This window comes from Pseudomonas sp. B28(2017) (genome assembly GCF_002113025.1).
Classification (GTDB): Bacteria; Pseudomonadota; Gammaproteobacteria; order Pseudomonadales; family Pseudomonadaceae; genus Aquipseudomonas.
The window spans coordinates 122,055-145,310 of the sequence record NZ_NEJH01000009.1 but is presented as its reverse complement, the minus strand read 5'-3'; the positions used below and the strand labels follow the sequence as shown (position 1 = coordinate 145,310).

Here is a 23,256-nt window from a genome sequence, read left to right as displayed (position 1 = left end):
GAGCGCCCTGGCAAATTTTGCTCAGGGGCTGGTATTTATGATGATCATAATATAAATTCGCGGCAATGGCTTTGCCGGTCCCGAGCCCGTGGCTCAAGTCAAAACACCTCACAAGGTGCTGGCCCATGAAACGTAATGATCTGCGCAGTATCGACCTCAATCTGCTGGTGGTTTTCGAGGTGCTCATTCAGGAACGCAACGTCACTCGGGCCGCAGAAAGACTTTGCCTGGGGCAACCGGCGGTCAGCGGCGCATTGAGTCGCCTGCGCACGCTGTTCAACGACCCTCTGTTTAAACGCATTGGCCACAAAATGGAACCGACCACCCGAGCCTTGCAGGTGGCGCAAGCGCTTGGGCCCGCACTGGATTCCATTTGTGCCGTCGTCAGCCTGACTGCTTCCAGTAAAAAAACCAGTTAATTCATGCACTTGATCTGAGTAATCGTTTTTTTGTCGTTAAACATGATGGTCATCATTAATGATGATAACCAAGTTCACTCTGTTCAATTCGTCGTTGCCCCCTGTGAGGCCGAGAATTCTCCAACCCCTAAACCGTCTGGCGGACACCCCCCATGGAACAGTCACTCAAACCTTTGCGTTATCCACTTGTTGTCCTGACCCTGGCGGCGATCACGGCCTGCGGTCACGCACCCGATGCCGCCAAGGCGCCTGGTGCGCCATCTGTCACCGTCGCCAAAGTGCTTGAGCAACCCATTACCGAGTGGGACGAAGTCACCGCCCGTCTGGAAGCGCCGGAAACCGTCGTGGTTCGCCCGCGGGTTTCGGGGCAGATCGATCGTGTCGCCTTCACGGATGGTGAATCGGTCAAGAAAGGGGATTTGCTGTTCCAGATTGACCCACGGCCGTTCGAACACGAAGTGCATCGCCTTGAAGCGCAGTTGCAGCAAACTCGCGCCACGCTGGTTCGAACTGGCAACGAAGCACAACGCGGGCAGCGTCTGCTGAGCAGCAATGCCATCTCCGCGGAACTGGCCGATACGCGCAATACCACCGCTCAGGAGGCCAAGGCCGCCGTTGATGCCGTGCAGGCACAACTCGATCTGGCACGCCTGAACCTGAGCTTCACCCGCGTCACCGCGCCGATCAGCGGCCGGGTCAGCCGTGCCGAAATCACCGCCGGCAACATCGTCACCGCCGACACCTCGGCACTGACCAGCGTGGTCTCAACCGACAAGGTCTACGCCTATTTCGATGCCGACGAGCGCCTGTTCCTCAAGTACGGCCAGCTCTCCCGTGAAGGCCGGCGCAGTCAGTCCACGCCGGTGTACATGGGCTTATCGAACGAGGAGGGCAACAGCCACCTGGGGCAGATGAACTTTGTCGACAACCAGGTCAATCCCAAGACGGGCACTATTCGTGGTCGCGCAGTGTTCGACAACGCCGACGGCCAATACACCCCGGGGCTGTATGCCCGGTTGAAACTGGTGGGCAGCGCGGCCTATGCCGGCCTGCTGATCAAGGACGAGGCAGTGGGCACCGACCTGGGCAAGAGGTTCGTGCTGGTGATCGACCAGGACAACAAGGCCGTGTACCGCAGCGTCGATCTGGGGCCGAAGCTCGAAGGGTTGCGCATTGTGCGCAGCGGTTTGCAAAAAGAAGACCGGATCGTCATCAACGGTCTGCAACGGGTTCGTCCCGGCGCGGTGGTCGCGCCTCAGGATGCGCCAATGGCCGATGCAGAAACCGTGGCCACCCTGGCCCGTCAACGTCAGGCCATCGAGGCGGGCAATCAGCCCGTCGCTCCGTCACCGGCGCTGGTGAAAACCGATGCCGTCGTTTCGCCTCGCGGATAAAGGAACACAGCCATGAAGTTCTCACAGTTCTTTATCACGCGGCCGATCTTCGCTGCCGTGCTGTCGCTGCTGATCCTGATCGCCGGTGCCATCGCGCTGTTCCAGTTGCCGATCAGCGAATACCCCGAGGTGGTGCCTCCGACCGTCGTCATTCACGCCAACTACCCGGGCGCCAACCCCAAGGTGATTGGCGAAACCGTTGCCGCGCCACTCGAACAAGCCATCACCGGCGTCGAGAACATGCTGTACATGTATTCGCAGTCCACGGCCGATGGCCGGCTCACCCTCACGGTGACCTTCGCCCTGGGCACCGACCTGGACAACGCCCAGGTGCAGGTACAGAACCGTGTCACGCGCACCGAGCCAAAACTTCCCGAAGAAGTGACGCGGATCGGTATCACCGTGGACAAGGCATCGCCCGAGCTGACGATGGTGGTGCACCTGACCTCGCCGGACAAGCGTTACGACATGCTGTACCTGTCCAACTACGCGATCCTCAACGTCAAGGATGAGCTGTCGCGCCTGAACGGTATCGGTGACGTGAAGATGTTCGGTATCGGCGACTACTCGCTGCGTATCTGGCTCGATCCGAACAAGACCGCTTCACGCAACCTCACTGCAACCGACGTCGTCAACGCGGTCCGCGAACAGAACCGTCAGGTTGCTGCCGGCCAACTGGGTGCACCGCCTGCGCCCAACGCCACGAGCTTCCAGATGTCGATCAACTCCCAGGGGCGGCTCGTCACCGAGGAGGAGTTCGAGAACGTGATTGTCCGCAGTGGTCCGGACGGCGAGATCACTCGCCTCAAGGACATTGCGCGGATTGAGCTTGGCTCCAACCAGTACGCCCTGCGCGCACTGCTCAATAACCAGGAAGCGGTGGCGATGCCAATCTTCCAGCGGCCGGGTTCCAATGCGATCGACGTCTCCGACCAGGTGCGGGCGAAGATGGCCGAGCTGAAGCAGAGCTTCCCGGAGGGCATGGACTACGAGATCGTCTACGATCCGACCATCTTCGTCCGCAGTTCGATAGAAGCAGTGGTTCACACGCTGTTCGAAGCACTGATTCTGGTGGTGCTGGTGGTGATCCTGTTCCTGCAAACCTGGCGCGCCTCGATCATTCCACTGGTCGCCGTGCCGGTGTCGTTGATCGGCACGTTTGCCGTGATGCATTTGTTCGGTTTCTCGCTCAATGCCCTGTCGCTGTTCGGCCTGGTGCTGGCGATCGGTATCGTGGTCGATGATGCGATCGTGGTGGTGGAGAACGTCGAGCGCAACATCGAGTTGGGCCTCGAGCCGATCGAGGCCACCAAGAAAGCCATGGGCGAGGTGACCGGCCCGATCATCGCCACGGCACTGGTGTTGTGCGCGGTGTTCGTGCCGGCAGCGTTTATCTCGGGCTTGACCGGGCAGTTCTACAAGCAGTTCGCCCTGACCATTGCCATCTCGACGGTGATCTCGGCGTTCAACTCCTTGACCCTGTCGCCGGCATTGGCCGCGGTATTGCTCAAGGCCCACGGCGCGCCGAAAGACCGTTTCTCCAAAGTGCTGGATCGTCTGTTCGGTGGCTGGCTGTTCAAACCCTTCAACCGTGTATTCGAAAAGGCCAGCCATGGCTATGTGGTTGCCGTCGCCAAGGTCATTCGTGGCAGCAGCGTGGCCTTGCTGGTGTATGCCGGGCTGATCGCCATGACGTACATGGGCTTCAGTACCACGCCGACCGGTTTCGTGCCGACCCAGGATAAAAAATACCTGGTGACTTTCGCGCAACTGCCGGACGCCGCCAGCCTTGATCGCTCGGAGTCGGTGATCCGTCGCATGAGCACCATCGCCATGAGCGAGCCGGGTTTCGACAGCGCGGTGGCGTTCCCGGGGCTGTCAATCAATGGTTTCACCAACAGCCCGAACGCAGGTATCGCCTTCATCGGCTTGCGGCCCTTCGATGAACGCAAAGACCCGAGTCTGTCGGCAAAGGCGATTTCCGCGTCACTGAACGCCAAATTCGGCAGCATTCAGGACGCTTATATCGCCGTGTTCCCGCCACCGCCTGTTCAAGGGTTGGGCACCATCGGCGGGTTCAAACTGCAGATCGAAGACCGCGGTAACCTGGGGTATGAAGCCCTGTATAAAGAGACCATGAACGTCATCGCCAAGAGCCGCAGCGTTCCGGAGCTGGCCAACCTGTTCACCAGTTTCACGGTGAACGTACCGCAGGTCGACGCCGCGATCGACCGGGAAAAAGCCAAGACTCACGGCGTCGCCGTCAGCGATATCTTCGATACCTTGCAGGTGTACCTGGGGTCGCTGTATGCCAACGACTTCAACCGTTTCGGCCGCACCTATCAGGTCAACGTTCAGGCCGACCAGCAGTTCCGTCTGGAGCCGGAGCAGATCGGCCAGTTGAAGGTGCGTAACGACCATGGAGAAATGATCCCGCTCGCCACATTCATCAAGGTCAGCCCGACGTCGGGGCCTGATCGAGTCATGCACTACAACGGCTTCATCAGTGCGGAAATCAACGGCGCGGCGGCACCCGGTTTCAGCTCCGGCCAGGCCCAGAAAGCCATCGAGAAACTGCTCAAGGAAGAACTGCCCAACGGCATGACCTACGAATGGACCGACCTGACCTACCAGCAGATCTTGTCCGGCGATACCGCGTTGCTGGTGTTCCCGCTCTGCGTCCTGCTGGCGTTCCTGGTGTTGGCGGCACTGTATGAAAGCTGGAGCCTGCCGCTGGCGGTGATCCTGATCGTACCGATGACGCTATTGTCAGCGATTGCCGGGGTGATCATTTCCAAGGGCGATAACAACATCTTCACTCAGATCGGCTTGATCGTACTGGTGGGCCTGGCGTGCAAGAACGCGATCCTGATCGTCGAGTTCGCCAAGGACCGGCAGGACCAGGGCCTGTCGCCGCTGGACGCCGTGCTGGATGCCTGCCGCATGCGTCTGCGGCCGATCCTGATGACCTCAATCGCTTTCATCATGGGGGTGATCCCGTTGGTGACGTCCACCGGAGCCGGTTCGGAAATGCGTCGTGCCATGGGGGTCGCCGTGTTCTCCGGGATGCTCGGGGTGACCTTCTTCGGGTTGCTGCTGACGCCGGTGTTCTTCGTCCTGATTCGTCGCTACATCGAACGTAAAACCGCACGCAAGGCGGCCCGGGTTCACTCGCTCAACGTTAATGATTCGGAGGCACACTGATGAATGCATTCAAGCTGTTTTTACCGAGTCTGTTGGTCACCGCGTTGGCGGCATGCACGGTCGGGCCGGATTACAAAACCCCGGACACGGCGCCTGCCCATGTCGTCTCGGCACAAGGGGCCAACTACGATCAAACACGTTTCGAAACGCTGTGGTGGCAGCAGTTCGATGACCCCACACTGAACCAGCTGGTCGGCAAAGCGCTTGATGGCAACCGCGATCTGCGCGTGGCCTTCGCCCGCTGGAAAGCCGCCCGGGCCATCCGCGACGACGTCAGCAACGACAACCTGCCGGTGGTCACCAGTCGGGTCAGCAGTCTGCAGGGCAAGTCGCAGGTGCCGGGTCTGACCGAGCACCGGGTCAACACCGAACGCTACGATCTGGGCCTGGACATGGCCTGGGAGATCGACCTGTTCGGGCGCATCCAGCGCGAACTGGAATCCAGCGATGCCCGGGAAGACGCCACGGCGGCGGACCTTTACCAGCTGCGGGTGAGCATGATCGCCGAACTGGTGGATGCCTATGGTCAGCTGCGCGGTGCGCAACTGCGGGAAAAAATCGCCCTGGCCAACCTCAAGAACCAGAGTGAATCGCGCACCGTGACGGTGAGCCTGCGCGACGCCGGCGTAGGTAACGAACTCGACGTGGTGCGTGCCGATGCCCGGTTGGCGGCCGTCGAGGCCAGCGTGCCGCAACTGCAAGCGGAGCAGGTGCATCACAAAAATCGCATCGCAACGCTGCTGGGTGAACGCCCGGACACGCTGAGCATCGACTTGAGTCCAAAGGACTTGCCGGCCATCGCCAAGGCGTTGCCGATTGGCGACCCTGGCGAGCTGTTGCACCGGCGCCCGGATGTGCTCGCGGCAGAGCGCCGGTTGGCGGCTTCGACGGCCGATGTCGGTGTGGCCACCGCAGACCTGTTTCCACGGGTGAGTTTGAGCGGGTTCCTGGGGTTCACGGCGGGGCGTGGTTCACAAATCGGCTCCAGTGCCGCCCGCGCCTGGAGCCTGGGGCCGAGCATCACCTGGGCCGCGTTTGACCTGGGCAGTGTGCGAGCGCGAATCCGTGGCGCAAACGCTGACGCCGAGGGGGCATTGGCGACTTATGAGCAACAGGTACTGCTCGCACTGGAAGAGTCGGAAAATGCCTTCAGCGACTACGGCAAACGCCAGCAACGCTTGCTGTCGCTGATCAAGCAAAGCGAATCGAGTCGTGCGGCGGCCGACCTGGCGGCGACGCAATACAAGGAAGGGGTGGTGGATTATCTGGTGTTGCTGGACGCCCAACGTGAACGGTTGAACGCCGAGGATGCCCAGGCACTGGGTGAAACCGACCAGTACCGGGCCATTGTTGCGATCTACAAATCCCTGGGCGGCGGTTGGGACAGCGGTGAAACCCGGCTGGCGAAAAACAACTGACTGGCCTGTTGTTGTGGTTGTAGGAGCGAGCAAGCTCGCTCCTACAAGTTAACGCAATGGCATTTTTCGTTTAATGACCGTTCACAAGGCGCGGCAGCCCCAAGGGATTGCCCTCGCGCAGGGGCTCTGGCAGCAGGGCATCCGGAAAGCCCTGGTAGGCCACCGGGCGCAGGAAGCGTTCGATGGAGGTCATGCCCACTGAGGTAAAGCGGCTGTCCGAAGTGGCCGGAAACGGCCCGCCATGCACGGTGGCAAAACACACTTCCTGCGGATGGGCGAAGGCGTTGACCACGATGCGCCCGGTTCGTCGTTCCAGGGTTGGCAGCACGCGACGGGCCAGGGGCCAATCGTCCTGTTCAAGATGCAGGGTCGCACTGAGTTGCCCCTTGAATGAGCGCGCTACCCGTAACAGTTCTTCTTCATCCCTGACCTTCACCAGCAGCGCGGACGGGCCGAATACCTCCTGTGCAAGCGCCTGTTCGGCGAGAAAGCGCTGGCCATCGACTTCGAACAGCGCCGAGCGGCCATCGACTTCAGCGGTGGATGTCGAGCCAACGGCGACGAGGCGGGCGCCGGCGTTCTCCATGTTGCCGAGGCCCTTCAGGTACGCGCCATGGATGCCCGGTGTCAGCATCGTGCGTGCCGGAGCCTCGCTCACGCGTTTGCTCATGGCGTGGCGCAGTGCTGCAAACCCTGCACCTTCGATGGCAATCAGGATCGCCGGTTTGAGGCAGGCTTGCCCGACGTTGACCAGCATACGTTCGGCAAAACCATCGCCGATCTGCGCACCCCGTTCGGCGAGTGCCCGGGGCAGGATGAAAGTCGGGTTGACGCTGGTCATTTCGGCGAAGACCGGAATCGGCTCGGGGCGTTGTTGCGCGCGTCGATACAGCGCCATGCCACCCTGTTCGGAACCGGTGAAGGTTACGGCCTTGATCAGCGGATGATCGACCAGCGCCTCGCCGATGGCATTGCCGCTGCCCCGCACCATCGAGAACACGCCTTCGGGCAGTCCACATGCCTGTACCGCTTCACGAATGGCGCGGGCCTGTATTTCCGAGGCTCCGGGATGTGCGTTGTGTGCCTTGAGAATCACGGTCGCGCCGGCTGCCAGCGCCGAGGCGGTATCGCCACCGGCCACCGAATAGGCAATGGGAAAGTTGCTCGCACCGAAGATCGCCACCGGGCCGATGGCGATTTTTTGCAGGCGATGGTCCATGCGCGGGCGTGGCTGGCGCTCGGGTTGTGCGGGGTCGATGGCCAGTTGCAGGAAACGCCCCTTGCGCACGACATCGGCGAACTGGCGGAACTGGGTGGCCGCCTTGATTGCCTCGCCTTGCAGTTGCGCCTCGGGCAGGCCGGTTTCAAGGGCGGCCCGTGCCGCCAGCGCCTCGCGGACCCTGTCGAGGTTGTCGGCGATGCACTCGAGAAACGCCGCCCGGACGGCGAGCGAGGTATGACTGTAAACATCGAACGCCTCGTCGGCGAGGACCGCGGCGCAGTCGACGTCGGCCACGCTGCCCAGCGCAAACGCCGGTTCAATCGGTTGGTTGGTCGCGGGGTTGAGCGCGTGCAGGGTGCCTTCGCTGGAGGCGACATCCCTGGCGCCGATCAGCAGGTTGCCAGTCAACTGCATCACGCACCTGCCTGTGCCAGCGCGGCAACGAGTTCATCGGTGGTCACGATGGCGTGAGCGAAGGTGGGACCGTTCAGCTCATGGGCGGCGTGCATCATTTCCGGCTTGAAGGCGGCGGTCGCATCACGCACTAGTGTCACGTGGTAACCGAGTTCCGAGGCATAGCGGGCGGTCGATTCGATACACGTATTGGCCAGCAGTCCCACAACGATCACATGGGTGATGCCTTTTTGCTTGAGGCGCAGATCGAGATCGGTGTTGGCAAAGCCGCTGGAGCCCCAATGTTCCTGGGCAATGATGTCGCCGTCCTTCGGTGCGAAATCGGGGTGCCATTCGCCGCCCCATTCGCCGCGTGCGAAGTGATGCCCATGCATGATCTTGCATTGGTTCGGGGTAGGGTGGTCCCAGCTTTCGTAGTCGCCTTTTTCCCAGCGCCGGTGCGGTACGATGACCACCTGAATGCCGCAGGCACGCACTGCGCGGTCGAGGGTGCGCAGGTTGTCGAGCAAGCCGACTTGCTCGGCGATCGGTTCGATGTGGGGGTAGACCTTGCCCTTGTCAGCAAGAAAATCGTTGTAAGGATCAACCAGCAGATAAGCAGTCCGATCAAAAGGGTAGGTAGCGTTGGACATGACGGTTCTCCGCAAAATAACCGGTGGATGGTGAAGTGTAGTTGCTCGGAATTCACGTAGATATGATAATCATAGTAACTAGGAAAGAGGCAATACCGCATGTCGGTGAAAAAAACCGTTTCTGAAACCCTGTGTCCGATTTCCCGGGCCGAATCCGTCGTGGGCGACCGCTGGACGGTGCTGGTGCTGCGCGAACTGTTCATGGGCAGCCATCGTTTTGACGACATCCAGGCGCAGACCGGCGGTACGCCGCAAATGGTCGCGGCGCGTTTGAAGAGCATGGAAGCGGACGGAATCATCGCGCGTCGGGCCTACAGCGAACGGCCAAAACGCTACGAATATCACCTCACGGAAAAAGGCGATGCGTTCTACTCGGTGATCCTGGCGCTGCGGGCCTGGGGCGAAACCTGGTGCAAATCGCCCGAGGAAGGGTTGGCGGTGGTGTATACCCACCGCAGCTGCGGCGAGTCGGCCGGACTCGGGCCGTTGTGCGTGCATTGCGGGCAGCCCTTGCGCCGCGCAGACCTGATCAGTCAACCAAGTGCAGCCTATGTCGCCGAACGCAACGCCCGGCGCGATGCGTTCAAGGGCAGTCGCGGGGCCGATCCGGGAACGGCGGGGCAGTAGACCCGCGACGTGCCGGCAGCGGCGGGTTTGTATCCGTAGGTTTGTATCCATGGGTTTGTATCAATAGGTATCGGCGATGCCCGCCGTTACCCAGGCATACAAAACCGGCGTTTCCCGACACCCGGGCGATACACGGCGGCCTTCAAATGGCACCACCGGCATCGCGCCACTTTCGGCGCGGCCTGGCGTGGTTCAACTGGAGGAAAGACAATGTTGCGTACTCATCCCCGTCACACCCTCGGCAAGCTTGGCATGATCCTGGCCGCCGCAGGGCTCGCCACCGCAGCGAGCCTGGCTCAAGCCCAGGAAGCACAGCCGGCCCCGGCGATGAAAAGCTGGCAGCAGGGCCTGCATCGCACCGACCTGGTACGCGAAGACCTTGGCGCCGTCGATCGCGAAGTCCTTCAAGTACTCGTGGACTTCGATTCCGGCGTGACTTCGCCCAAGCATGCTCACCCGGGCGTCGAGGTGGCACACGTGATCAGCGGCACCTTCGAGTATCAACTGGAAGGGCGGGCACCGGTGACGCTCAAGGCCGGCGATTCGTTGTACATCCCTGAAGGCGTCGCCCATGTGGCGAAGAACGTGGGTGGAGGCAAGGCCTCGGAACTGGCGACCTACATCGTGAAGAAAGGCGAACCGCTGCTGATCCTGAAGGAGTAGGTGAATGGCAGAGGTCTATTGTAGGAGCGAGCAAGCTCGCTCCTACAGCAATTGCGGTGTTCAAAAAGCCTGGCCTGACCGGTATCAAGACGTCAGGCCAGGCTTTTTTGCATCGGTCAAACCAGATTGATTTCGACGTCGATGTTGCCGCGCGTCGCTTTGGAGTACGGGCAAGTCTGATGCGCCATTTCCACCACGGTGCGTGCGATGGTCGGGTCCAGGCCCGGCAGGCTGACATTCAGACGGGCTTGAAGGAAGAAAGCGTTTTCGGACTTGCCCAGATCGATTTCGGCATCCACCGCAACGTCGCTCGGCAAGGTCACCTTCAGCGCGACGGCCGCCTTGCCCATCGCCCCGATGAAACAAGCCGACCAACCCGCCGCCAGCAGTTGCTCAGGATTGGTGCCGGCACCTGAAGAGCCGGGAGGCGAAAGCTTGATGTCCAGACGTCCATCGGTGCTGCGCGCCTGACCATCGCGGCCGCCGGTGGTGTGGGTCTTGCCGGTGTACAGCACGGTATCGATTGCATTGATCATGGTGGTTTTTCCTGTCAGTGGGTCGCTGGAATGCTCGGAAAACCTGCGTTTCCGATGCGCCCAACTTTTTCATTTCCATGTACTGCACATATGTCCTGAACCTGGCGGATTTGTATCGCTGTGTAAGGTGGCCGGGGGGAATACAGTTCGATACAAATCGCTTGAATGCCTTCGACCGGGGAGGATGTGGCGATCAAGCCGGGCGTTCCACACTCAGTTTTCCGGTGGCGTTATTGACTGCAAACCTCCCACACACAACCGCGTAGCCAGCGATGGGCCGGGTCGGCGTCCATGCGCGGGTGCCACAGCATCGACACAGTGATAGGTGGCGTGGGGAACGGCAGGGCAAAGCAATGCATCCCCTGGCAGAGGTTGCCGACGTGCCGCTGCGGTACGCTGGCGACCAGGTCTGAAGCCCGCGCCAATGCAATCGCAGACGAGAAACCGGCGACGATGGTGATGATGTCCCGCTTCAATCCCAGCTCATTCAAGGCGTCGTCCATGACGCCTTTTTCGTGACCCCGGCGTGAAACCAGAACGTGCCGGGCGTCGGCATAGCGCACAGCTGTCATTGCACCTTGAGTCAGTGGGTGCCCCTTGCGCACGACGCCAATGAACCGATCGCGAAACAGCATCCGGGTACGTACTTCCGGGCTGGTCGATTCGCCGATCACACCGGTTTCCAGGTCCACCGAGCCTTCGCGCAGCAAGGTGCTGTCCTTGTTCAGCTTCTGCACGAAATTCAAGCGGACACCGGGCGCCTCTTCGTTGATGCGGGCGATCAGTTGCGGTCCGAAATTCTCCACGAAGCCGTCGCTGGTGCGCAGGGTGAATGTGCGGGTCAGTTGAGCGAGATCGAGCGCCTCGGCGGGGCGCAGGACGGCTTCGGCGTCCTGCACGAGCACACCGACGCGCTCACGCAACTCCAGCGCCCGAGGCGTGGGAACCAGCCCGCGCCCGGCGCGCACCAGCAGCGGATCGCCCGTGGTTTCGCGCAATCGTGCCAGCGCCCGGCTCATGGCTGACGGGCTCAAGTGCAATCGCTGCGCCGCCCGGGCCACGCTGCCTTCCTCCAGCAGCACATTGAGGGTGATCAGCAGATTCAGGTCTGGCATTGGATCAGTTCCTGTGGGAGTGGAGGCGTTGTATGCACATATAAACTGCAAATGTTGCGTCTTCCGCCATGTTATGGCCGGGATTAGGCTCGGGACAACCTATTTGCGGAGTCGCGAGAGAATGAAGTCCATATCGATTCGGGGAGCCTTGGCCAGCCTGTCGTTATCCATGTTGCTGTCGTCCCTGGGCACCAGCATTGCCAACGTTGCACTACCGGTATTGGCCGAGGCGTTTTCAGCGTCGTTCCAGGCCGTGCAGTGGGTGGTGCTCGCCTACTTGCTGAGCATCACGGTGTTGATCGTCAGCGTTGGCCGGCTCGGCGATCTCATTGGGCGGCGGCGGTTGCTGCTGATCGGCATTGCGCTGTCTACCCTTGCCTCGATCCTGTGCGCAATGGCGTCCAGTCTGTGGCTGCTGATTGCTGCCCGGGCCATACAGGGCGTCGGCGCGGCCACCATGATGGCGTTGTCCATGGCACTGGTGAGCGCGGCAGTGCCCAAGGAAAAGATGGGCAGCGCGATGGGCGTGCTCGGCACGATGTCGGCAGTCGGCACTTCCCTGGGGCCGACGCTTGGCGGCGTGTTGATCGCAAAGGTGGGCTGGCAGGGGATTTTTCTGCTCAATGTACCCTTGGGTGTCTTGGCGCTCGGGTTCGCCTGGCGCTTTTTGCCGCAGGATCGCCACGAGATGACGTCCACTCGGCCAGATTTCGACGCACTCGGCACGCTGGTATTGGTCCTGACCCTGCTGGCCTACACGCTGGCCATGACCCTTGGGCACGGCAGCTTCGGTCCGCTCAATACGGCGCTGCTGCTGGTCGCGGTGATCGGCTTGATTCTGTTCGTGTTCGTCGAGCAGACGGCCGCGTCGCCGCTGGTCAAACTGACGATGTTGCGCAATCCGCTGCTGAGCGCGGGGTTCGCCATGAGCACCCTGGTGACCACGGTTGTCATGGCCACCCTGGTGGTCGGCCCCTTCTATCTGTCGGGGGCGCTGGGTTTGAAGGCGGCGAGTGTCGGACTGGTGATGTCGGCCGGCCCGCTGGTGGCGGCATTGGCCGGTGTGCCCTCCGGGTGGTTGGTCGACCGACTGGGCGCGCAGCGTTCGAGCGCGGCCGGGCTGATTGCCATGTTGGCCGGCGCTGCCATCCTGCCGGCCGTGCCGACGAGCGTCGGCGTACTCGGCTACCTCGCGCCGCTGATGGTGCTCACGGCCGGCTATGCGCTGTTCCAGGCGGCGAACAATACCGCTGTGATGTCGGACATTGCGCCGCAGCAACGTGGCGTGATCTCCGGTCTGCTCGGTCTGTCACGCAACCTGGGGTTGATCACCGGCGCTTGCGTGATGGGCGCGGTGTTCGCCTTCGCCACAGCCAGCAGCAACATTGTGCAAGCACCACCGGAAGCGGTTGTGCAGGGGATGCGGGTCACGTTCGCCGTCGCGGCGGCGCTGGTTGTCGTTGCGCTGGTCATTGGCACGCTCAGTCAATGGGTGTCACGGCGCCTGGCAACCTCGTGCTGAAAAACGGCGCGACTGTCGTGAAAACGACCTGTTTGCGCTGAACGCGAAGCCTCACGAGTTTTCTGTTGAACGACTGTTCAGTCTCGACTATGTTGGGGTCACCTTCCCCCGGCTGGTTGCGGGCTTGCGTTTCTTCAACTCGAACGAGGCACTGGCATGCGGTTTTCACCCTTTGTTGAGCGGATCAGTGGCCAGGGCGTTGCCGCCTGGGATATTCACTACGCGGCCAATGCGGCACAGCGCAACGGAGAGGACGTGATCATCCTCAGCGTCGGTGACCCGGATTTCCCCACCCCCGATTTCATTACCGACGCCGCCATCCACGCCTTGCGCGAAGGGGATACCCACTACACCGAAATCGCTGGCCGCGAGGCCTTGCGCGAGGCCATCGCCGGCCGCTACAGCCAACTGAGCGACCGCGAACTGCAGGCGTCGAACGTCATTCTGACGGCAGGTGCGCAGAACGCCTTGTTTGCCACCTCGATGTGCCTGCTCGGTGCCGGCGACGAAGTGATCGCCTTCGATCCGATGTACGTGACCTACGAAGCGACGCTCAAGGCGTCCGGCGCCACGCTGGTGCGGGTGCCCTGTGCGGCGGACTCGGGTTTTCGCCTCGATGCCGCCGTGTTGGCCAAGGCGATTACCCCACGTACCCGGGCAATTTTCTTCTCCAACCCGAACAATCCCACTGGCGTGGTGCTGGGCCGCGAAGAGCTGCAAGCCATCGCCGACCTCGCCATCGCCCATGACCTGTGGGTGGTGGTCGACGAGGTCTACGAGAGCCTCGCCTACGAGCGCGAACACCTCTGCCTGGCGGCGTTGCCGGGCATGGCCGAGCGCTGCGTGGTGATCGGCAGCCTGTCGAAATCCCATGCCATGACCGGTTGGCGCATCGGCTGGGTCGTGGCCAACGAAGCCCTGGTCAATCATGTCGAAACCCTGGTGCTGAGCATGCTGTACGGCCTGCCCGGGTTTGTCATGGAAGCAGCGCTCAAGGCCGTGCAGTCCTTTGATGAAGTCACCCACGGCATGCGCGAGATCTATCGTCGGCGCCGCGATCTGGTGGTGTCCGGCCTGGCCGATTGCCCGGGCATCAGCGTGCTCAACCCCGATGCCGGCATGTTCGTGCTGGTGGACGTGCGTGGCACCGGCCTGACGTCGCTGGAATTCGCCTGGCGCCTGCTGCGCGAAGCCGGTGTCTCGGTGCTGGATGCGGCGGCGTTCGGTGAGCCGGCCCAGGGGTTTGTACGGCTTTCGTTCACCCTGAGTGAAGAGCGACTGGCCCAGGCCTGCCGGCGCATTCGCGATTTTGTGCGGGTGCTCGACGGCGAAGCGCCGAGACCGGTGATCGGCACGGTGACCAGTACCGCAACCGTCGAACCTGCCGCGGCCAAGACGATGATCGAGGTCGATCGCCTGCACAAACGCTTCGGCAATATCGAAGTGCTCAAGGGCGTTTCCCTGACCGCCCGCGAGGGTGAAGTGATCTCCCTGATCGGTGCCAGCGGCTCGGGCAAAAGTACCTTGCTGCGCTGCATCAACATGCTCGAAGTGCCGGACCAGGGACGCATCCTGGTCGATGGCGAAAGCATTCACCTCAACCAGAATCGTCCCGGCGCACCGCTGGTGTCGGACGCCAAACAGCTGGTGCGCATAAGGTCCAGCCTGGGCATGGTGTTCCAGAACTTCAACCTCTGGCCCCATCGCACGGTGCTGGAGAACCTCATCGAAGCGCCGACCCAGGTCCTGCGTGAAAGCCGTGCGGAGGCCACGGAACGGGCCGAAGCCCTGCTCGAACGCGTCGGGCTGGCGGCCAAGCGCAACGAGTACCCGGCGTTTCTCTCCGGGGGACAGCAACAACGGGTGGCCATCGCCCGGGCCCTGGCCATGCGGCCCAAGGTCATGCTGTTCGATGAACCCACCTCGGCACTCGACCCGGAGCTGGTCGGGGAAGTGCTGCGGGTGATCCGCTCCCTCGCCGAAGAAGGCCGGACCATGATCCTCGTGACTCATGAAATGGCGTTCGCACGCGATGTCTCTTCCAAAGTCGCCTTCCTGCATCAAGGGCTGATCGAGGAAACCGGTTCGCCGGACGAAGTGTTCGTACACCCACGCAGCGAGCGTTGCCGACAATTCGTCAATGCTCATCAGACTCGCTAACTCATCATAAAAAGACGGGAAAACAACATGGGAAATCGACGTTTTGCAAACTGGTTGACCGGTGCGGCCTGTGTATTGCTGGCCGGCATGAGTGCGGCACAGGCGCAGCCGATCAGGTTCGCGGTGGCAGCCGAACCCTATCCGCCGTACACAGAGAAGCAGGCCAACGGTGAATGGAAGGGTTTTGAAGTCGACCTGATCCATAAGCTGTGCAGCGAAATGAAAGCCGATTGCGAGATCAAGGAAGTGGCGTGGGACGGCATCATTCCGTCGCTGCTGGCGAAGAAGATCGACGTGATTTTTTCCTCGATGTCGGTGACCGAAGAACGCGAAAAACAGATCGCCTTCAGCAAGGCCTACTACGATTCGGCGATTGCCGTCGTCGGCCCGAAAGAGTCGTCGGTGAAGAAGTACCCGGATGACCTCAAGGGCAAGATCATCGGCGTGCAGAACTCGACCGTGAGCGCCAGTTACCTGAAGACCTACTACGAAAAAATCGCCGACGTTAAGTACTACGACACCCAGGACTCGGCCAACGCCGACCTGATTGCCGGCCGCATCGACCTGATGATGGCCGATGGCACCGCCATGGCCGCGTTCGTCAAGACCCCGGATGCCAAGGACCTGGCCTACCTCGGCAACGTGCCTTATGACCCGATCTTCGGTAAAGGCGTGGGGGCCGGCTTGCGCAAGGACGACACCGAACTCAAGGCCAGGCTCGACAAGGCCATCCAGCAATTGCTGGCGAGCAAGGACTACGACGACCTCTCCCAAAGCTACTTCGGCACCAGTGTGAAACCTGCGTTCTGATGAACTGAACGCAATCCCCTGTAGGAGCGAGCTTGCTCGCAATGGACGCCAGTGCGCCGCGGTGCTTCTGAGTGACCGCGTCATTGTTGACGTTTTTCGCGAGCAGGCTCGCTCCTACAAGGTCCGGTGGTGTTTTTACTGGAGAACGAAATGCCGGCAATGTTCGATCTGATCAATTTCACCGAACAGGGATGGGGCAGTGCGCTGTTGAAGGGGCTCTGGATGACCCTGCAGATTTCCGCCGGGGCCTTTGTGCTCGGGCTGGCCATCGGGCTGGTGGTGGCGTGCCTCAAGCTTGGCGCGCCGAAGCCGATTGCAGCTCTGATGCGCGGCTACACCACGTTGTTTCGGGCGGTTCCGGAGTTGCTGTTGATTCTGTTGCTGTACTACGTCGGCTCCATGCTCCTCAATTCGCTGATGCTCCGACTTGGCTACGGCGTGGTGAATGTCAGCGGTCCGCTGGCAGCCATCGTGGTGCTGGGGCTGGTGCAGGGCGCCTACGCCTCGGAAATTTTCCGCGCGGCGATCCAGGCGATCCCCTTCGGCCAGATCGAAGCGGCCAAGGCGTTCGGCCTGAACGGTTTCGGTCTGTTCCGTCGGGTCACGCTGCCGATCATGGCACCTTATGCCATGGCCGGGATGGCCAACCTGTGGATCAACCTGATCAAGGACAGTGCGCTGATCAGCGTGGTCGGCACCAACGAGCTGCTGTACACCGCCAAGCAAGGCGCGGGGTCGACGCGCCACTATCTGTTGTTCTACCTCACTGCTGCCGCGTTGTATTACGCGGTGACGATGGCGTCGAACTATCTTTCGGGACGGTTGGAGCGACGCATTCGTCGCTGGATGCCTCTTGTTGACTGAACCGGCAGAGAGAATGAAATGATTCCAGCGTGGATAGTTGAATACGCGGCACTGTTGGGCCGGGGGCTGCAAACCACCCTCGCGATCCTGTTGATCTCCAGTGTGTTCGGTTTTGTCCTGGCAATCCTGGTGGCGCTGGCGCGGATCTCGAAAAACAAGGTGATCGCCAAGGTCAGCCTGTTCTACACCAGCGTGACCCGCGGCACGCCGTTGCTGATCCAGATCTACATTTTCTACTACGGCCTGGGCAGCCTGTTTGCCCAGTTCCCGCTGATTCGCGGCAGTTTCCTCTGGCCATACCTGCGCGACGGCTACTGGTACATCGTGTTCGCCCTGGTGGTATCGGTCGGGGCTTATGTCGGCGAAGTGATTCGCGGTGGCCTGCTGGCGGTGCCGAAGGGCGAAATGGAAGCGGCCTCGGCGTTTGGCATGACCGCGCGCCAGTCCTTGCTGCGGGTGCGCTTGCCCCGGGCGATGCGCCTGTTGTTGCCGACCCTGGCCGGGGAAACCGTGATGCTGCTCAAGTCCACGGCGCTGGCCTCGACCATCGCCGTGATCGATCTGCTCGGCGCCGCCAACGTGGTCCGCGCACAAACCCTGCAGGTGTACGAACCCTTGTTGCTGGTGGCCGGTGTGTACGTCTGCCTGACGTTCCTGATCGAAGCGCTGTTTGCCTTTGCCGAGCGGCGCGGGACGCCCGTGCGCAGGTCAGCCTGATGAGTTCGCCAACGGTCGACCGTTCGCTGCAGGGCATTGGCCTGTGCACCCTGGGCTACGCGTTCCTGGCCTTGCAGGATGCGGTCATCAAATGGTTGGTGGCCGATTATTCTGTGGTGACCATCCTGTTCTGGCGCAGCCTGGTGGTGGTCGCCGCGGTGTTGCTGGCCGGGCGCCTGCGTCTGATTCAGCGGGCCTGGCACTCGCCGAGCCGGCGCTTGCTGGTGGTGCGCGGTTTGCTCTCGATCGTGGCTTGGGTGCTGTACTACACGGCGGCCAGGGACCTGACCCTGGCCGAGATGACCACCCTGTATTTTTCCGCGCCGATCATGGTCACGGTGCTGGCGGCGGTGATTCTCAAGGAGCGTGCCAGCGGCTGGCAGTGGTTCAGCCTGATCGTCGGTTTTGTCGGGGTGGTCATTGCCTGTCGCCCTGACAACATGACCGACCCGTTGCCGATCGTCCTGACCCTGCTGGCGGCGATGTGCTGGGCGTTCACCTACATCCAGTTGCGCCAGGTGGATGAGCAGACGTCAGTGCTGGAGCAGATGCTGATCACCAACGTGGTGTTCGTGATGTGCATGACGGTCGCGTTGCCATGGACTCACACGCCGTCGCCGACGCCCGCCTGGCTGGGGATGCTCGGCGCCGGACTGGTGGGTGGCATCGGCCAGTTCCTGTTGTTCGCCAGTTTCCGCCGCGCCACCGCGACCTTGCTCGCGCCGTTCGAATACACCGGGCTGATCTGGGCGTTTGCGCTGTCGAGCCTGGTCTGGGGCACGCTGATGGATACGTCGCTGATGATCGGTGCCGGGCTGATCGCCGTCAGTGGCACCCTGGCGATGATCTTCGGCCGGCATTCGTCACAGGACGTCGTCGGTGCCGAATGCTCCGTGACGCAGCCCCTTTATCCAGCAACGGCAGATATGGAGCCCGTTGGCGGCGCTGAAGGTCTCGGGGTTGAGGCACCACTCGAGCCAGAGACCGTCGAGCATCGCCGATAAGCCGATGGCCGCCAGACGGGTGTCGTGAATCACGAAGCCTTCGCTGGCCGCCAGCCCGTCGAGCAACTGGCGGATCAGATCAAGGTAGGCGCGGTAGCTTTTTTCGTGGGACTGGCTGACGTGATCGGAGTGGCGGATCAGGCTCCAGAACACCACCCACACACCGAGCAGTTTCGGGTCCATGACCCTGGGCGAGAACGAGCCGACCAGAAAGGCATCGATCTTTTGCGCGGGTGTTTCGGCCTGCTCGATTTCCTGCTGCAGGGCCGTGGTCAGTTCGCTCGCGAGCCGCTAGTAGGTTTCCGCGATCAGGGCCTCGATGCTGCCGAAGTGATGGTTGAGCAAACCCACGGACACCCCGGCCTCGGTGGCAATGCGGCGCACGGATATCCCGGCGTGACCGTCGCGGCCCAGGCAGCGCAGGGTGGCGGCGACCAGCATTTCGCGGCGGTCATCGGGTTCAGCGCGGCGGTTTTTCGGGGCATCGGTTGTCACGAGGCTGTCCTTGGATGGGTTCCACGTTGCCGAGCTTAGTTGAACGTCTGTTCAATCACCAGCCTCGACAGCAGCGATACAACGTTTTCAACGTTCATGACGGGAGGGAAAGCCAATGCCGCAGGATATTTCATTCAGTGTTCGCAACAACAATGGTGATGCCGTGCAGGTCGGCGCCTGGCGTTATGCCGGCGATGGCAGCGGGCCGAACGTGCACCTGCAGGCCGGCGTGCACGCCGATGAAATCGCCGGGATGCTGGTCCTGCACCTGCTGATGCAACGGCTTCAGGTCGTCGAGACCCAAGGCCGGCTCAAAGGCAACATCACCGTCGTACCGCAGGCCAATCCGCTGGGCATCGGGCAGTTTCGCCAAGGGCGGATTCTCGGGCGTTTCCATGACGCCACCGGGCATAACTTCAATCGCGCGTTCGACCAGTCGGCGGCCATGGAGCGACCGTCGACCTGCGTCCAGCAATGGCAGAAACAACTGGTGCAACTGGCCGCCCCGGCCGATGTGATGCTCGACCTGCACACCGATGACGAGGCTTTGCCATACCTCTACGTGCACCGCAGTTTCTGGCCCCGTGGCCGTGAACTGGCGGCGGCGATGAAGATGGATGTCGCGATCATCTGGGATGACGGCGGCGATGGCTCCTTCGAAGAGACCATCATTGCCCCGTGGTTGCACGAAGGCGTCACCGGGCAGCGCATGGCGGCAACACTGGAGCTGCGCGGGCAGGGCGATGTCAGCGACCGTTTCGCGCAATCGGATGCCGAAGGGCTGTACAACTGGCTGTGCAGTTGTGGCGTCATCGATGAGTCAGTGGCGCCTGCCGACTGGCCTGTCGAGGCGGTGGAAATGGGTCACATGGAAACCATCATCGCGCCGCAACCCGGCGTGCTGATCTTCGAAAAAGAGCTGGGGGATTTCGTCGAAGAAGGGCAGCGCTTTGCACGGATTCTCAGGACCCCGGGCGACCCATCCTCCGAAGTGGTGCTGCACGCCGAGCAAGCGGGGCGCCTGGTGACGCGCTATCGCGACCGCCTGATATCCCAGGGCATGGGCGTGGCGAAATTCACCGGCAGCCGGGTGTCGCGCAACTGGAGTGGCGGGTTGCTCGACCCCAATTGATGCGAAGCCGGCCGGTGGTTCAGCGCAGCGGCCGAAACGCCGTGCGCAGCTCTTCGGTAAACAGCTCCGGCTGTTCCCATGCTGCGAAATGGCCGCCCTTGGCCGCCTGATGGAAGTAGATCAGGTTGCGATAGGCGCGTCGGGCCCAGCTCTCCGGCGGAAAATAGACGTCATCGGGGAACACCGTGACGGCCACCGGCAGTGTGATGTCGCCGGTCTTTTGTGCCGCAGAAAAAAGCGGGCTGCGGCCCTTGTTTTCCCAATAGAGCCGGCTGGTCGAGGCGCCGCTGTTCGTCAACCAGTACAACGTGATGTCGTCCAGCACCTCATCCTTGCCTGGCGATTGCTGTGGGTCGGCGCCATAGGTCCACTTGGCAAATCCGGGGTGACCCAGCATGAACGCCGCGAGGAATGCCGGGGAATCCGTTACGCCGTAGCCAATCAATTGCGGCCGCGCAGCCATCATCGCGCTGTAGGCCAGGTTTCCCTGTTTGATGGAGGCGGCCAGCGCGTCGTAGGTCGCGCGTTCCTGCTCGGAATACCCGGCAGGCGCAGGACCTCCGGCAGCGAGTGCGGCGGTTGCCTCCGGCGGCACCGTCGCCGGCAAGTTGAGGTGAATGCCCAGTAACCCGGGTAATGACTGACGCGCCATGGCGCTCGTGATGGGGCCACCCCAGTCGCCACCTTGGGCGACGTAGCGGCTGTACCCCAGTCGCTGCATCAATTGCCCCCAGATCCGGGCCACATGGTCCGGGTCCCACCCGGGCTCAGTCGGTTTGCCGGAAAAGCCGTAGCCAGGAATAGATGGAATCACCACGTCGAAAGCATCTGCGCCATTGCCCCCATGAGTGGCCGGATCGGTGAGTGGGCCGACCACCTTGATGAACTCCAGCACCGAGCCTGGCCAACCGTGGGTCAGGATCATCGGCAATGCATTCGGCGCAGGCGAGCGCACCCAGATGAAGTGGATCGAGACCCCATCGAGGGTGGTCGTGTACTGGGGCAAGGCATTGAGCTGCGCCTGGGCCTTGCGCCAGTCATAGTTCGTGCCCCAGTAGCGAACCAGCTCCTTCAGTTTCTCAAGCTGCGCACCCTGGGATCGATCGGCCACCGTCTCCTTGTCCGGCCAGCGCGTTGCCGCGATGCGGCTGCGCAGATCAGTGAGTTGTTGATCCGAAATATCGACATGGAAGGGCACAACGGCGTCAGCAGCGGGACCGGCGCTCACGAGGGGCGAGCTGCAGAGTGCGAGGGTCATCAGCAGAACGACGAAAGCAGATTTCATCTTCATTTCCTCGCTGAGGGGTACGCGTTCATCCGTGCCTGGAGCGCAGGGGCGCAGGTCGATACAGCTCCAGAGACTGATCTCGTTGCACGGGACACGCAAGAAGGTTTTCGCACAAGACTGCACCGGGACGACTGTCGGCCGGGCGCCGCTGACCCCGACTCCGTTATCAGGGCATGCCAAGGGTAATCAGGTAGTTTCCGGAGCGGACCGGCGAACCTGCATCGCCCACCAACACATACTGCTGATCGAAATAACGACTTTCCCGCCCACTGTCAGCGAGCAGTTTGACCTTGACGCTTGTCTGACCGACAGCGCGGACGCTCACGGTCGGCTGGATGACCCTTGCCTCAATGCTCATTTCGCGACTGTGTGCAGGGCACCCATAGAGCGCCAATGTGGCATCCGTGCCCACGCGGGACGTGCATCCCGGTTCGACAATACTGCCCTGAAAGGCAATGGTGCCCGCCGCCAGGCATACCCCATTGAGTGCGAAGAGCAAGCTGAAACCTGCTGCCACGTGCTTACCGCTCATCTCTTAAGCTCCTTGAGTTGTAAGGTCTACTTCGTCAACGAAGGATAGAAGCTTGAGAGGTTTCTTGTATCACCGTGTATCAAGGCACGACATCTTCATACGGCCATACAAAACCCACTCTTCACCGATACAGCCGGGATACACCACGGGGGCCAAATAGACCTGCCAAAGCGAGATGCCCAACGCAGATCGCACACAGCTTCATTAACCCTTGTGGTACGACCAATAGTGGTCCAGCCACGCCATTGATCCGGAGTATCAACATGTCTCGTATCCAGTCGAACAAAACCCGTATTGGCCTGCTCGCTGTTGCACTGGTCGGCGGTATCAACTTCGCTTCAACCGCGTTTTCCGCCGAAGCCTTGCCTCAAGGCTATCAACTGGCCTCTGCGGAAAAGACCAGCGAAGGCAAATGTGGCGAAGGCAAGTGCGGTGCCAGCGAAGCCAGCGCGCAAAAAAACCAGGCCGAGGGCAAGTGCGGTGAAGGCAAGTGCGGCGATGCGTCCTTTGCACGCACCGACGCCGATCATGACGGCCGCGTGTCGCTCAAGGAACTGCTGGCGGTGGCGCCCAATGGCACTGAGGAATTCAAGGCGATAGACACCAACGGCGACGGCTTCCTGTCCGAGGGTGAGACGTACAAGTACCGCACCAACCAGTTCATCTCCAACGGCAAGAAAGTACCGACCGAGCTGTACACCAAGTTGAGCCAGGCCAAAGACTGATCAGCCGCAAACAAAAAAACCTTCCTGTGTTGACGCGCAGGAAGGGTTTTTTGCGTGGGCAGTACTGGTTTGGTCGTCAGGCGCGAAATTGCACTGCACTTGACCACCGATTGCATCGGATTTAACCAGCAGGCTTTGTAAACATGACCGGCAGAGAGCGGCCAGGAGCGGACGTTTAGAGTGACTAAAATAAATCTGAGAATCATCTAGCCGGCCTCCCCACCTCGACTCCCAGATCATTAAAATTCCATTGCTTCGGTGGAAGTATTCCGCTCACCCGCGTTACCCAAGACAGGCCGTTTTTGAACCACGCCTGACTCCCCGTTCCCGCAGGCGGCACATGCCATCGGCCGTCGCGCAATA

Annotated in this window: 21 protein-coding genes and 1 pseudogene; 14 read left to right on the top strand and 8 right to left on the bottom strand. The window is 61.5% G+C overall.

Annotated features, from left to right (window positions below):
• Window positions 1–125: 125 nt before the first annotated feature.
• From CAF65_RS21185 to CAF65_RS21170, 4 genes are all read left to right on the top strand, one after another.
• The gene (locus tag CAF65_RS21185; protein ID WP_085718047.1) at window positions 126–419 is read left to right on the top strand and encodes a LysR family transcriptional regulator; all 294 of its coding nucleotides are present in this window, start codon (window positions 126–128) and stop codon (window positions 417–419) included.
• Window positions 420–571: 152 nt separating this feature from the next.
• On the top strand, window positions 572–1,813 hold the full coding sequence (mexE, locus tag CAF65_RS21180) for a multidrug efflux RND transporter periplasmic adaptor subunit MexE (RefSeq protein WP_085718046.1): 1,242 nt from the start codon (window positions 572–574) through the stop codon (window positions 1,811–1,813).
• Between the two features lie 12 nt (window positions 1,814–1,825).
• Entirely contained in the window at window positions 1,826–5,017 is a 3,192-nt protein-coding gene (locus CAF65_RS21175; RefSeq protein ID WP_085718045.1) for an efflux RND transporter permease subunit, read from the top strand.
• Window positions 5,017–6,435 (top strand): efflux transporter outer membrane subunit, encoded by a 1,419-nt coding sequence (locus tag CAF65_RS21170; RefSeq protein WP_085718044.1) that lies wholly within the window; start codon window positions 5,017–5,019, stop codon window positions 6,433–6,435. Before CAF65_RS21175 ends, CAF65_RS21170 begins: the two co-directional genes overlap by 1 nt.
• 70 nt (window positions 6,436–6,505) lie before the next feature.
• Here CAF65_RS21170 and CAF65_RS21165 read toward each other — a convergent pair whose 3' ends face one another.
• Together CAF65_RS21165 and CAF65_RS21160 are read right to left on the bottom strand one after the other, a co-directional pair.
• Window positions 6,506–8,071 carry an aldehyde dehydrogenase (NADP(+)) gene (locus tag CAF65_RS21165; protein ID WP_085718043.1) on the bottom strand — a complete coding sequence of 522 codons (1,566 nt, stop codon included), beginning with the start codon at window positions 8,069–8,071 and terminating at the stop codon, window positions 6,506–6,508.
• Window positions 8,071–8,703 carry an isochorismatase family cysteine hydrolase gene (locus tag CAF65_RS21160; protein WP_085718042.1) on the bottom strand — a complete coding sequence of 211 codons (633 nt, stop codon included), beginning with the start codon at window positions 8,701–8,703 and terminating at the stop codon, window positions 8,071–8,073. Before CAF65_RS21160 ends, CAF65_RS21165 begins: the two co-directional genes overlap by 1 nt.
• Window positions 8,704–8,802: 99 nt before the next feature.
• Between CAF65_RS21160 and CAF65_RS21155 the strand changes: the two genes are divergently transcribed.
• On the top strand, window positions 8,803–9,330 hold the full coding sequence (locus CAF65_RS21155) for a helix-turn-helix domain-containing protein (protein WP_085718041.1): 528 nt from the start codon (window positions 8,803–8,805) through the stop codon (window positions 9,328–9,330).
• A gap of 210 nt (window positions 9,331–9,540) precedes the next feature.
• Window positions 9,541–9,993, top strand: coding sequence for a cupin domain-containing protein (locus CAF65_RS21150; RefSeq protein WP_085718040.1), 453 nt, complete (start codon window positions 9,541–9,543; stop codon window positions 9,991–9,993).
• 116 nt (window positions 9,994–10,109) lie between these two features.
• On the opposite strand, the gene CAF65_RS21145 is transcribed toward CAF65_RS21150, so the two are convergent.
• On the bottom strand, window positions 10,110–10,529 hold the full coding sequence (locus CAF65_RS21145) for an organic hydroperoxide resistance protein (protein WP_085718039.1): 420 nt from the start codon (window positions 10,527–10,529) through the stop codon (window positions 10,110–10,112).
• A gap of 230 nt (window positions 10,530–10,759) precedes the next feature.
• The gene (locus tag CAF65_RS21140; RefSeq protein WP_085718038.1) at window positions 10,760–11,644 is read right to left on the bottom strand and encodes a LysR family transcriptional regulator; all 885 of its coding nucleotides are present in this window, start codon (window positions 11,642–11,644) and stop codon (window positions 10,760–10,762) included.
• A gap of 73 nt (window positions 11,645–11,717) precedes the next feature.
• On the opposite strand from CAF65_RS21140, the gene CAF65_RS21135 reads away from it, so the two are divergent.
• From CAF65_RS21135 to CAF65_RS21110, 6 genes are all read left to right on the top strand, one after another.
• A complete protein-coding gene (locus CAF65_RS21135) occupies window positions 11,718–13,166 on the top strand; it encodes an MFS transporter (protein ID WP_371919022.1) in 1,449 nt (482 codons plus the stop codon).
• A 156-nt stretch (window positions 13,167–13,322) separates the two neighbouring features.
• The gene (locus CAF65_RS28970; protein WP_085718036.1) at window positions 13,323–15,326 is read left to right on the top strand and encodes an aminotransferase class I/II-fold pyridoxal phosphate-dependent enzyme; all 2,004 of its coding nucleotides are present in this window, start codon (window positions 13,323–13,325) and stop codon (window positions 15,324–15,326) included.
• 27 nt (window positions 15,327–15,353) lie between these two features.
• Window positions 15,354–16,136 (top strand): transporter substrate-binding domain-containing protein, encoded by a 783-nt coding sequence (locus tag CAF65_RS21125; RefSeq protein ID WP_085718035.1) that lies wholly within the window; start codon window positions 15,354–15,356, stop codon window positions 16,134–16,136.
• A 150-nt stretch (window positions 16,137–16,286) separates the two neighbouring features.
• On the top strand, window positions 16,287–17,000 hold the full coding sequence (locus CAF65_RS21120) for an ABC transporter permease (RefSeq protein WP_085718034.1): 714 nt from the start codon (window positions 16,287–16,289) through the stop codon (window positions 16,998–17,000).
• A gap of 18 nt (window positions 17,001–17,018) precedes the next feature.
• Entirely contained in the window at window positions 17,019–17,717 is a 699-nt protein-coding gene (locus CAF65_RS21115; protein ID WP_085718033.1) for an ABC transporter permease, read from the top strand.
• Window positions 17,717–18,721 (top strand): DMT family transporter, encoded by a 1,005-nt coding sequence (locus CAF65_RS21110; RefSeq protein WP_085718032.1) that lies wholly within the window; start codon window positions 17,717–17,719, stop codon window positions 18,719–18,721. The genes CAF65_RS21115 and CAF65_RS21110 overlap by 1 nt, the downstream gene beginning before the upstream one ends.
• On the opposite strand, the pseudogene CAF65_RS28870 reads toward CAF65_RS21110, so the two are convergent.
• A pseudogene (locus tag CAF65_RS28870) lies at window positions 18,677–18,904 on the bottom strand (TetR family transcriptional regulator C-terminal domain-containing protein); the annotation flags it as partial. The gene CAF65_RS21110 and the pseudogene CAF65_RS28870 overlap by 45 nt on opposite strands.
• Window positions 18,905–19,012: 108 nt before the next feature.
• A complete protein-coding gene (locus CAF65_RS21100; protein WP_085718030.1) occupies window positions 19,013–19,216 on the bottom strand; it encodes a TetR family transcriptional regulator in 204 nt (67 codons plus the stop codon).
• Window positions 19,217–19,331: 115 nt separating this feature from the next.
• Between CAF65_RS21100 and CAF65_RS21095 the strand changes: the two genes are divergently transcribed.
• Window positions 19,332–20,348 (top strand): succinylglutamate desuccinylase/aspartoacylase family protein, encoded by a 1,017-nt coding sequence (locus CAF65_RS21095; RefSeq protein ID WP_085718029.1) that lies wholly within the window; start codon window positions 19,332–19,334, stop codon window positions 20,346–20,348.
• Window positions 20,349–20,367: 19 nt separating this feature from the next.
• Here CAF65_RS21095 and CAF65_RS21090 read toward each other — a convergent pair whose 3' ends face one another.
• Window positions 20,368–21,633 carry an epoxide hydrolase family protein gene (locus CAF65_RS21090; protein WP_085718028.1) on the bottom strand — a complete coding sequence of 422 codons (1,266 nt, stop codon included), beginning with the start codon at window positions 21,631–21,633 and terminating at the stop codon, window positions 20,368–20,370.
• Between the two features lie 169 nt (window positions 21,634–21,802).
• Window positions 21,803–22,168, bottom strand: a complete 366-nt coding sequence (locus CAF65_RS21085; RefSeq protein WP_085718027.1) for a hypothetical protein — start codon at window positions 22,166–22,168, stop codon at window positions 21,803–21,805.
• Window positions 22,169–22,431: 263 nt separating this feature from the next.
• Between CAF65_RS21085 and CAF65_RS21080 the strand changes: the two genes are divergently transcribed.
• A complete protein-coding gene (locus CAF65_RS21080; RefSeq protein ID WP_085718026.1) occupies window positions 22,432–22,893 on the top strand; it encodes a hypothetical protein in 462 nt (153 codons plus the stop codon).
• Window positions 22,894–23,256: the final 363 nt, after the last annotated feature.

Excerpts from the sequence above, each read along its gene's own strand:
- CAF65_RS21185 (WP_085718047.1), top strand. The coding sequence starts at position 126 with ATGAAACGTAATGATCTGCGCAGTATCGACCTCAATCTGCTGGTGGTT.
- mexE (WP_085718046.1), top strand. The coding sequence starts at position 572 with ATGGAACAGTCACTCAAACCTTTGCGTTATCCACTTGTTGTCCTGACC.
- CAF65_RS21175 (WP_085718045.1), top strand. The coding sequence starts at position 1,826 with ATGAAGTTCTCACAGTTCTTTATCACGCGGCCGATCTTCGCTGCCGTG.
- CAF65_RS21170 (WP_085718044.1), top strand. The coding sequence starts at position 5,017 with ATGAATGCATTCAAGCTGTTTTTACCGAGTCTGTTGGTCACCGCGTTG.
- CAF65_RS21165 (WP_085718043.1), bottom strand. The coding sequence starts at position 8,071 with ATGCAGTTGACTGGCAACCTGCTGATCGGCGCCAGGGATGTCGCCTCC.
- CAF65_RS21160 (WP_085718042.1), bottom strand. The coding sequence starts at position 8,703 with ATGTCCAACGCTACCTACCCTTTTGATCGGACTGCTTATCTGCTGGTT.
- CAF65_RS21155 (WP_085718041.1), top strand. The coding sequence starts at position 8,803 with ATGTCGGTGAAAAAAACCGTTTCTGAAACCCTGTGTCCGATTTCCCGG.
- CAF65_RS21150 (WP_085718040.1), top strand. The coding sequence starts at position 9,541 with ATGTTGCGTACTCATCCCCGTCACACCCTCGGCAAGCTTGGCATGATC.
- CAF65_RS21145 (WP_085718039.1), bottom strand. The coding sequence starts at position 10,529 with ATGATCAATGCAATCGATACCGTGCTGTACACCGGCAAGACCCACACC.
- CAF65_RS21140 (WP_085718038.1), bottom strand. The coding sequence starts at position 11,644 with ATGCCAGACCTGAATCTGCTGATCACCCTCAATGTGCTGCTGGAGGAA.
- CAF65_RS21135 (WP_371919022.1), top strand. The coding sequence starts at position 11,718 with ATGGCCGGGATTAGGCTCGGGACAACCTATTTGCGGAGTCGCGAGAGA.
- CAF65_RS28970 (WP_085718036.1), top strand. The coding sequence starts at position 13,323 with ATGCGGTTTTCACCCTTTGTTGAGCGGATCAGTGGCCAGGGCGTTGCC.
- CAF65_RS21125 (WP_085718035.1), top strand. The coding sequence starts at position 15,354 with ATGGGAAATCGACGTTTTGCAAACTGGTTGACCGGTGCGGCCTGTGTA.
- CAF65_RS21120 (WP_085718034.1), top strand. The coding sequence starts at position 16,287 with ATGCCGGCAATGTTCGATCTGATCAATTTCACCGAACAGGGATGGGGC.
- CAF65_RS21115 (WP_085718033.1), top strand. The coding sequence starts at position 17,019 with ATGATTCCAGCGTGGATAGTTGAATACGCGGCACTGTTGGGCCGGGGG.
- CAF65_RS21110 (WP_085718032.1), top strand. The coding sequence starts at position 17,717 with ATGAGTTCGCCAACGGTCGACCGTTCGCTGCAGGGCATTGGCCTGTGC.
- CAF65_RS21095 (WP_085718029.1), top strand. The coding sequence starts at position 19,332 with ATGCCGCAGGATATTTCATTCAGTGTTCGCAACAACAATGGTGATGCC.
- CAF65_RS21090 (WP_085718028.1), bottom strand. The coding sequence starts at position 21,633 with ATGAAATCTGCTTTCGTCGTTCTGCTGATGACCCTCGCACTCTGCAGC.
- CAF65_RS21085 (WP_085718027.1), bottom strand. The coding sequence starts at position 22,168 with ATGAGCGGTAAGCACGTGGCAGCAGGTTTCAGCTTGCTCTTCGCACTC.
- CAF65_RS21080 (WP_085718026.1), top strand. The coding sequence starts at position 22,432 with ATGTCTCGTATCCAGTCGAACAAAACCCGTATTGGCCTGCTCGCTGTT.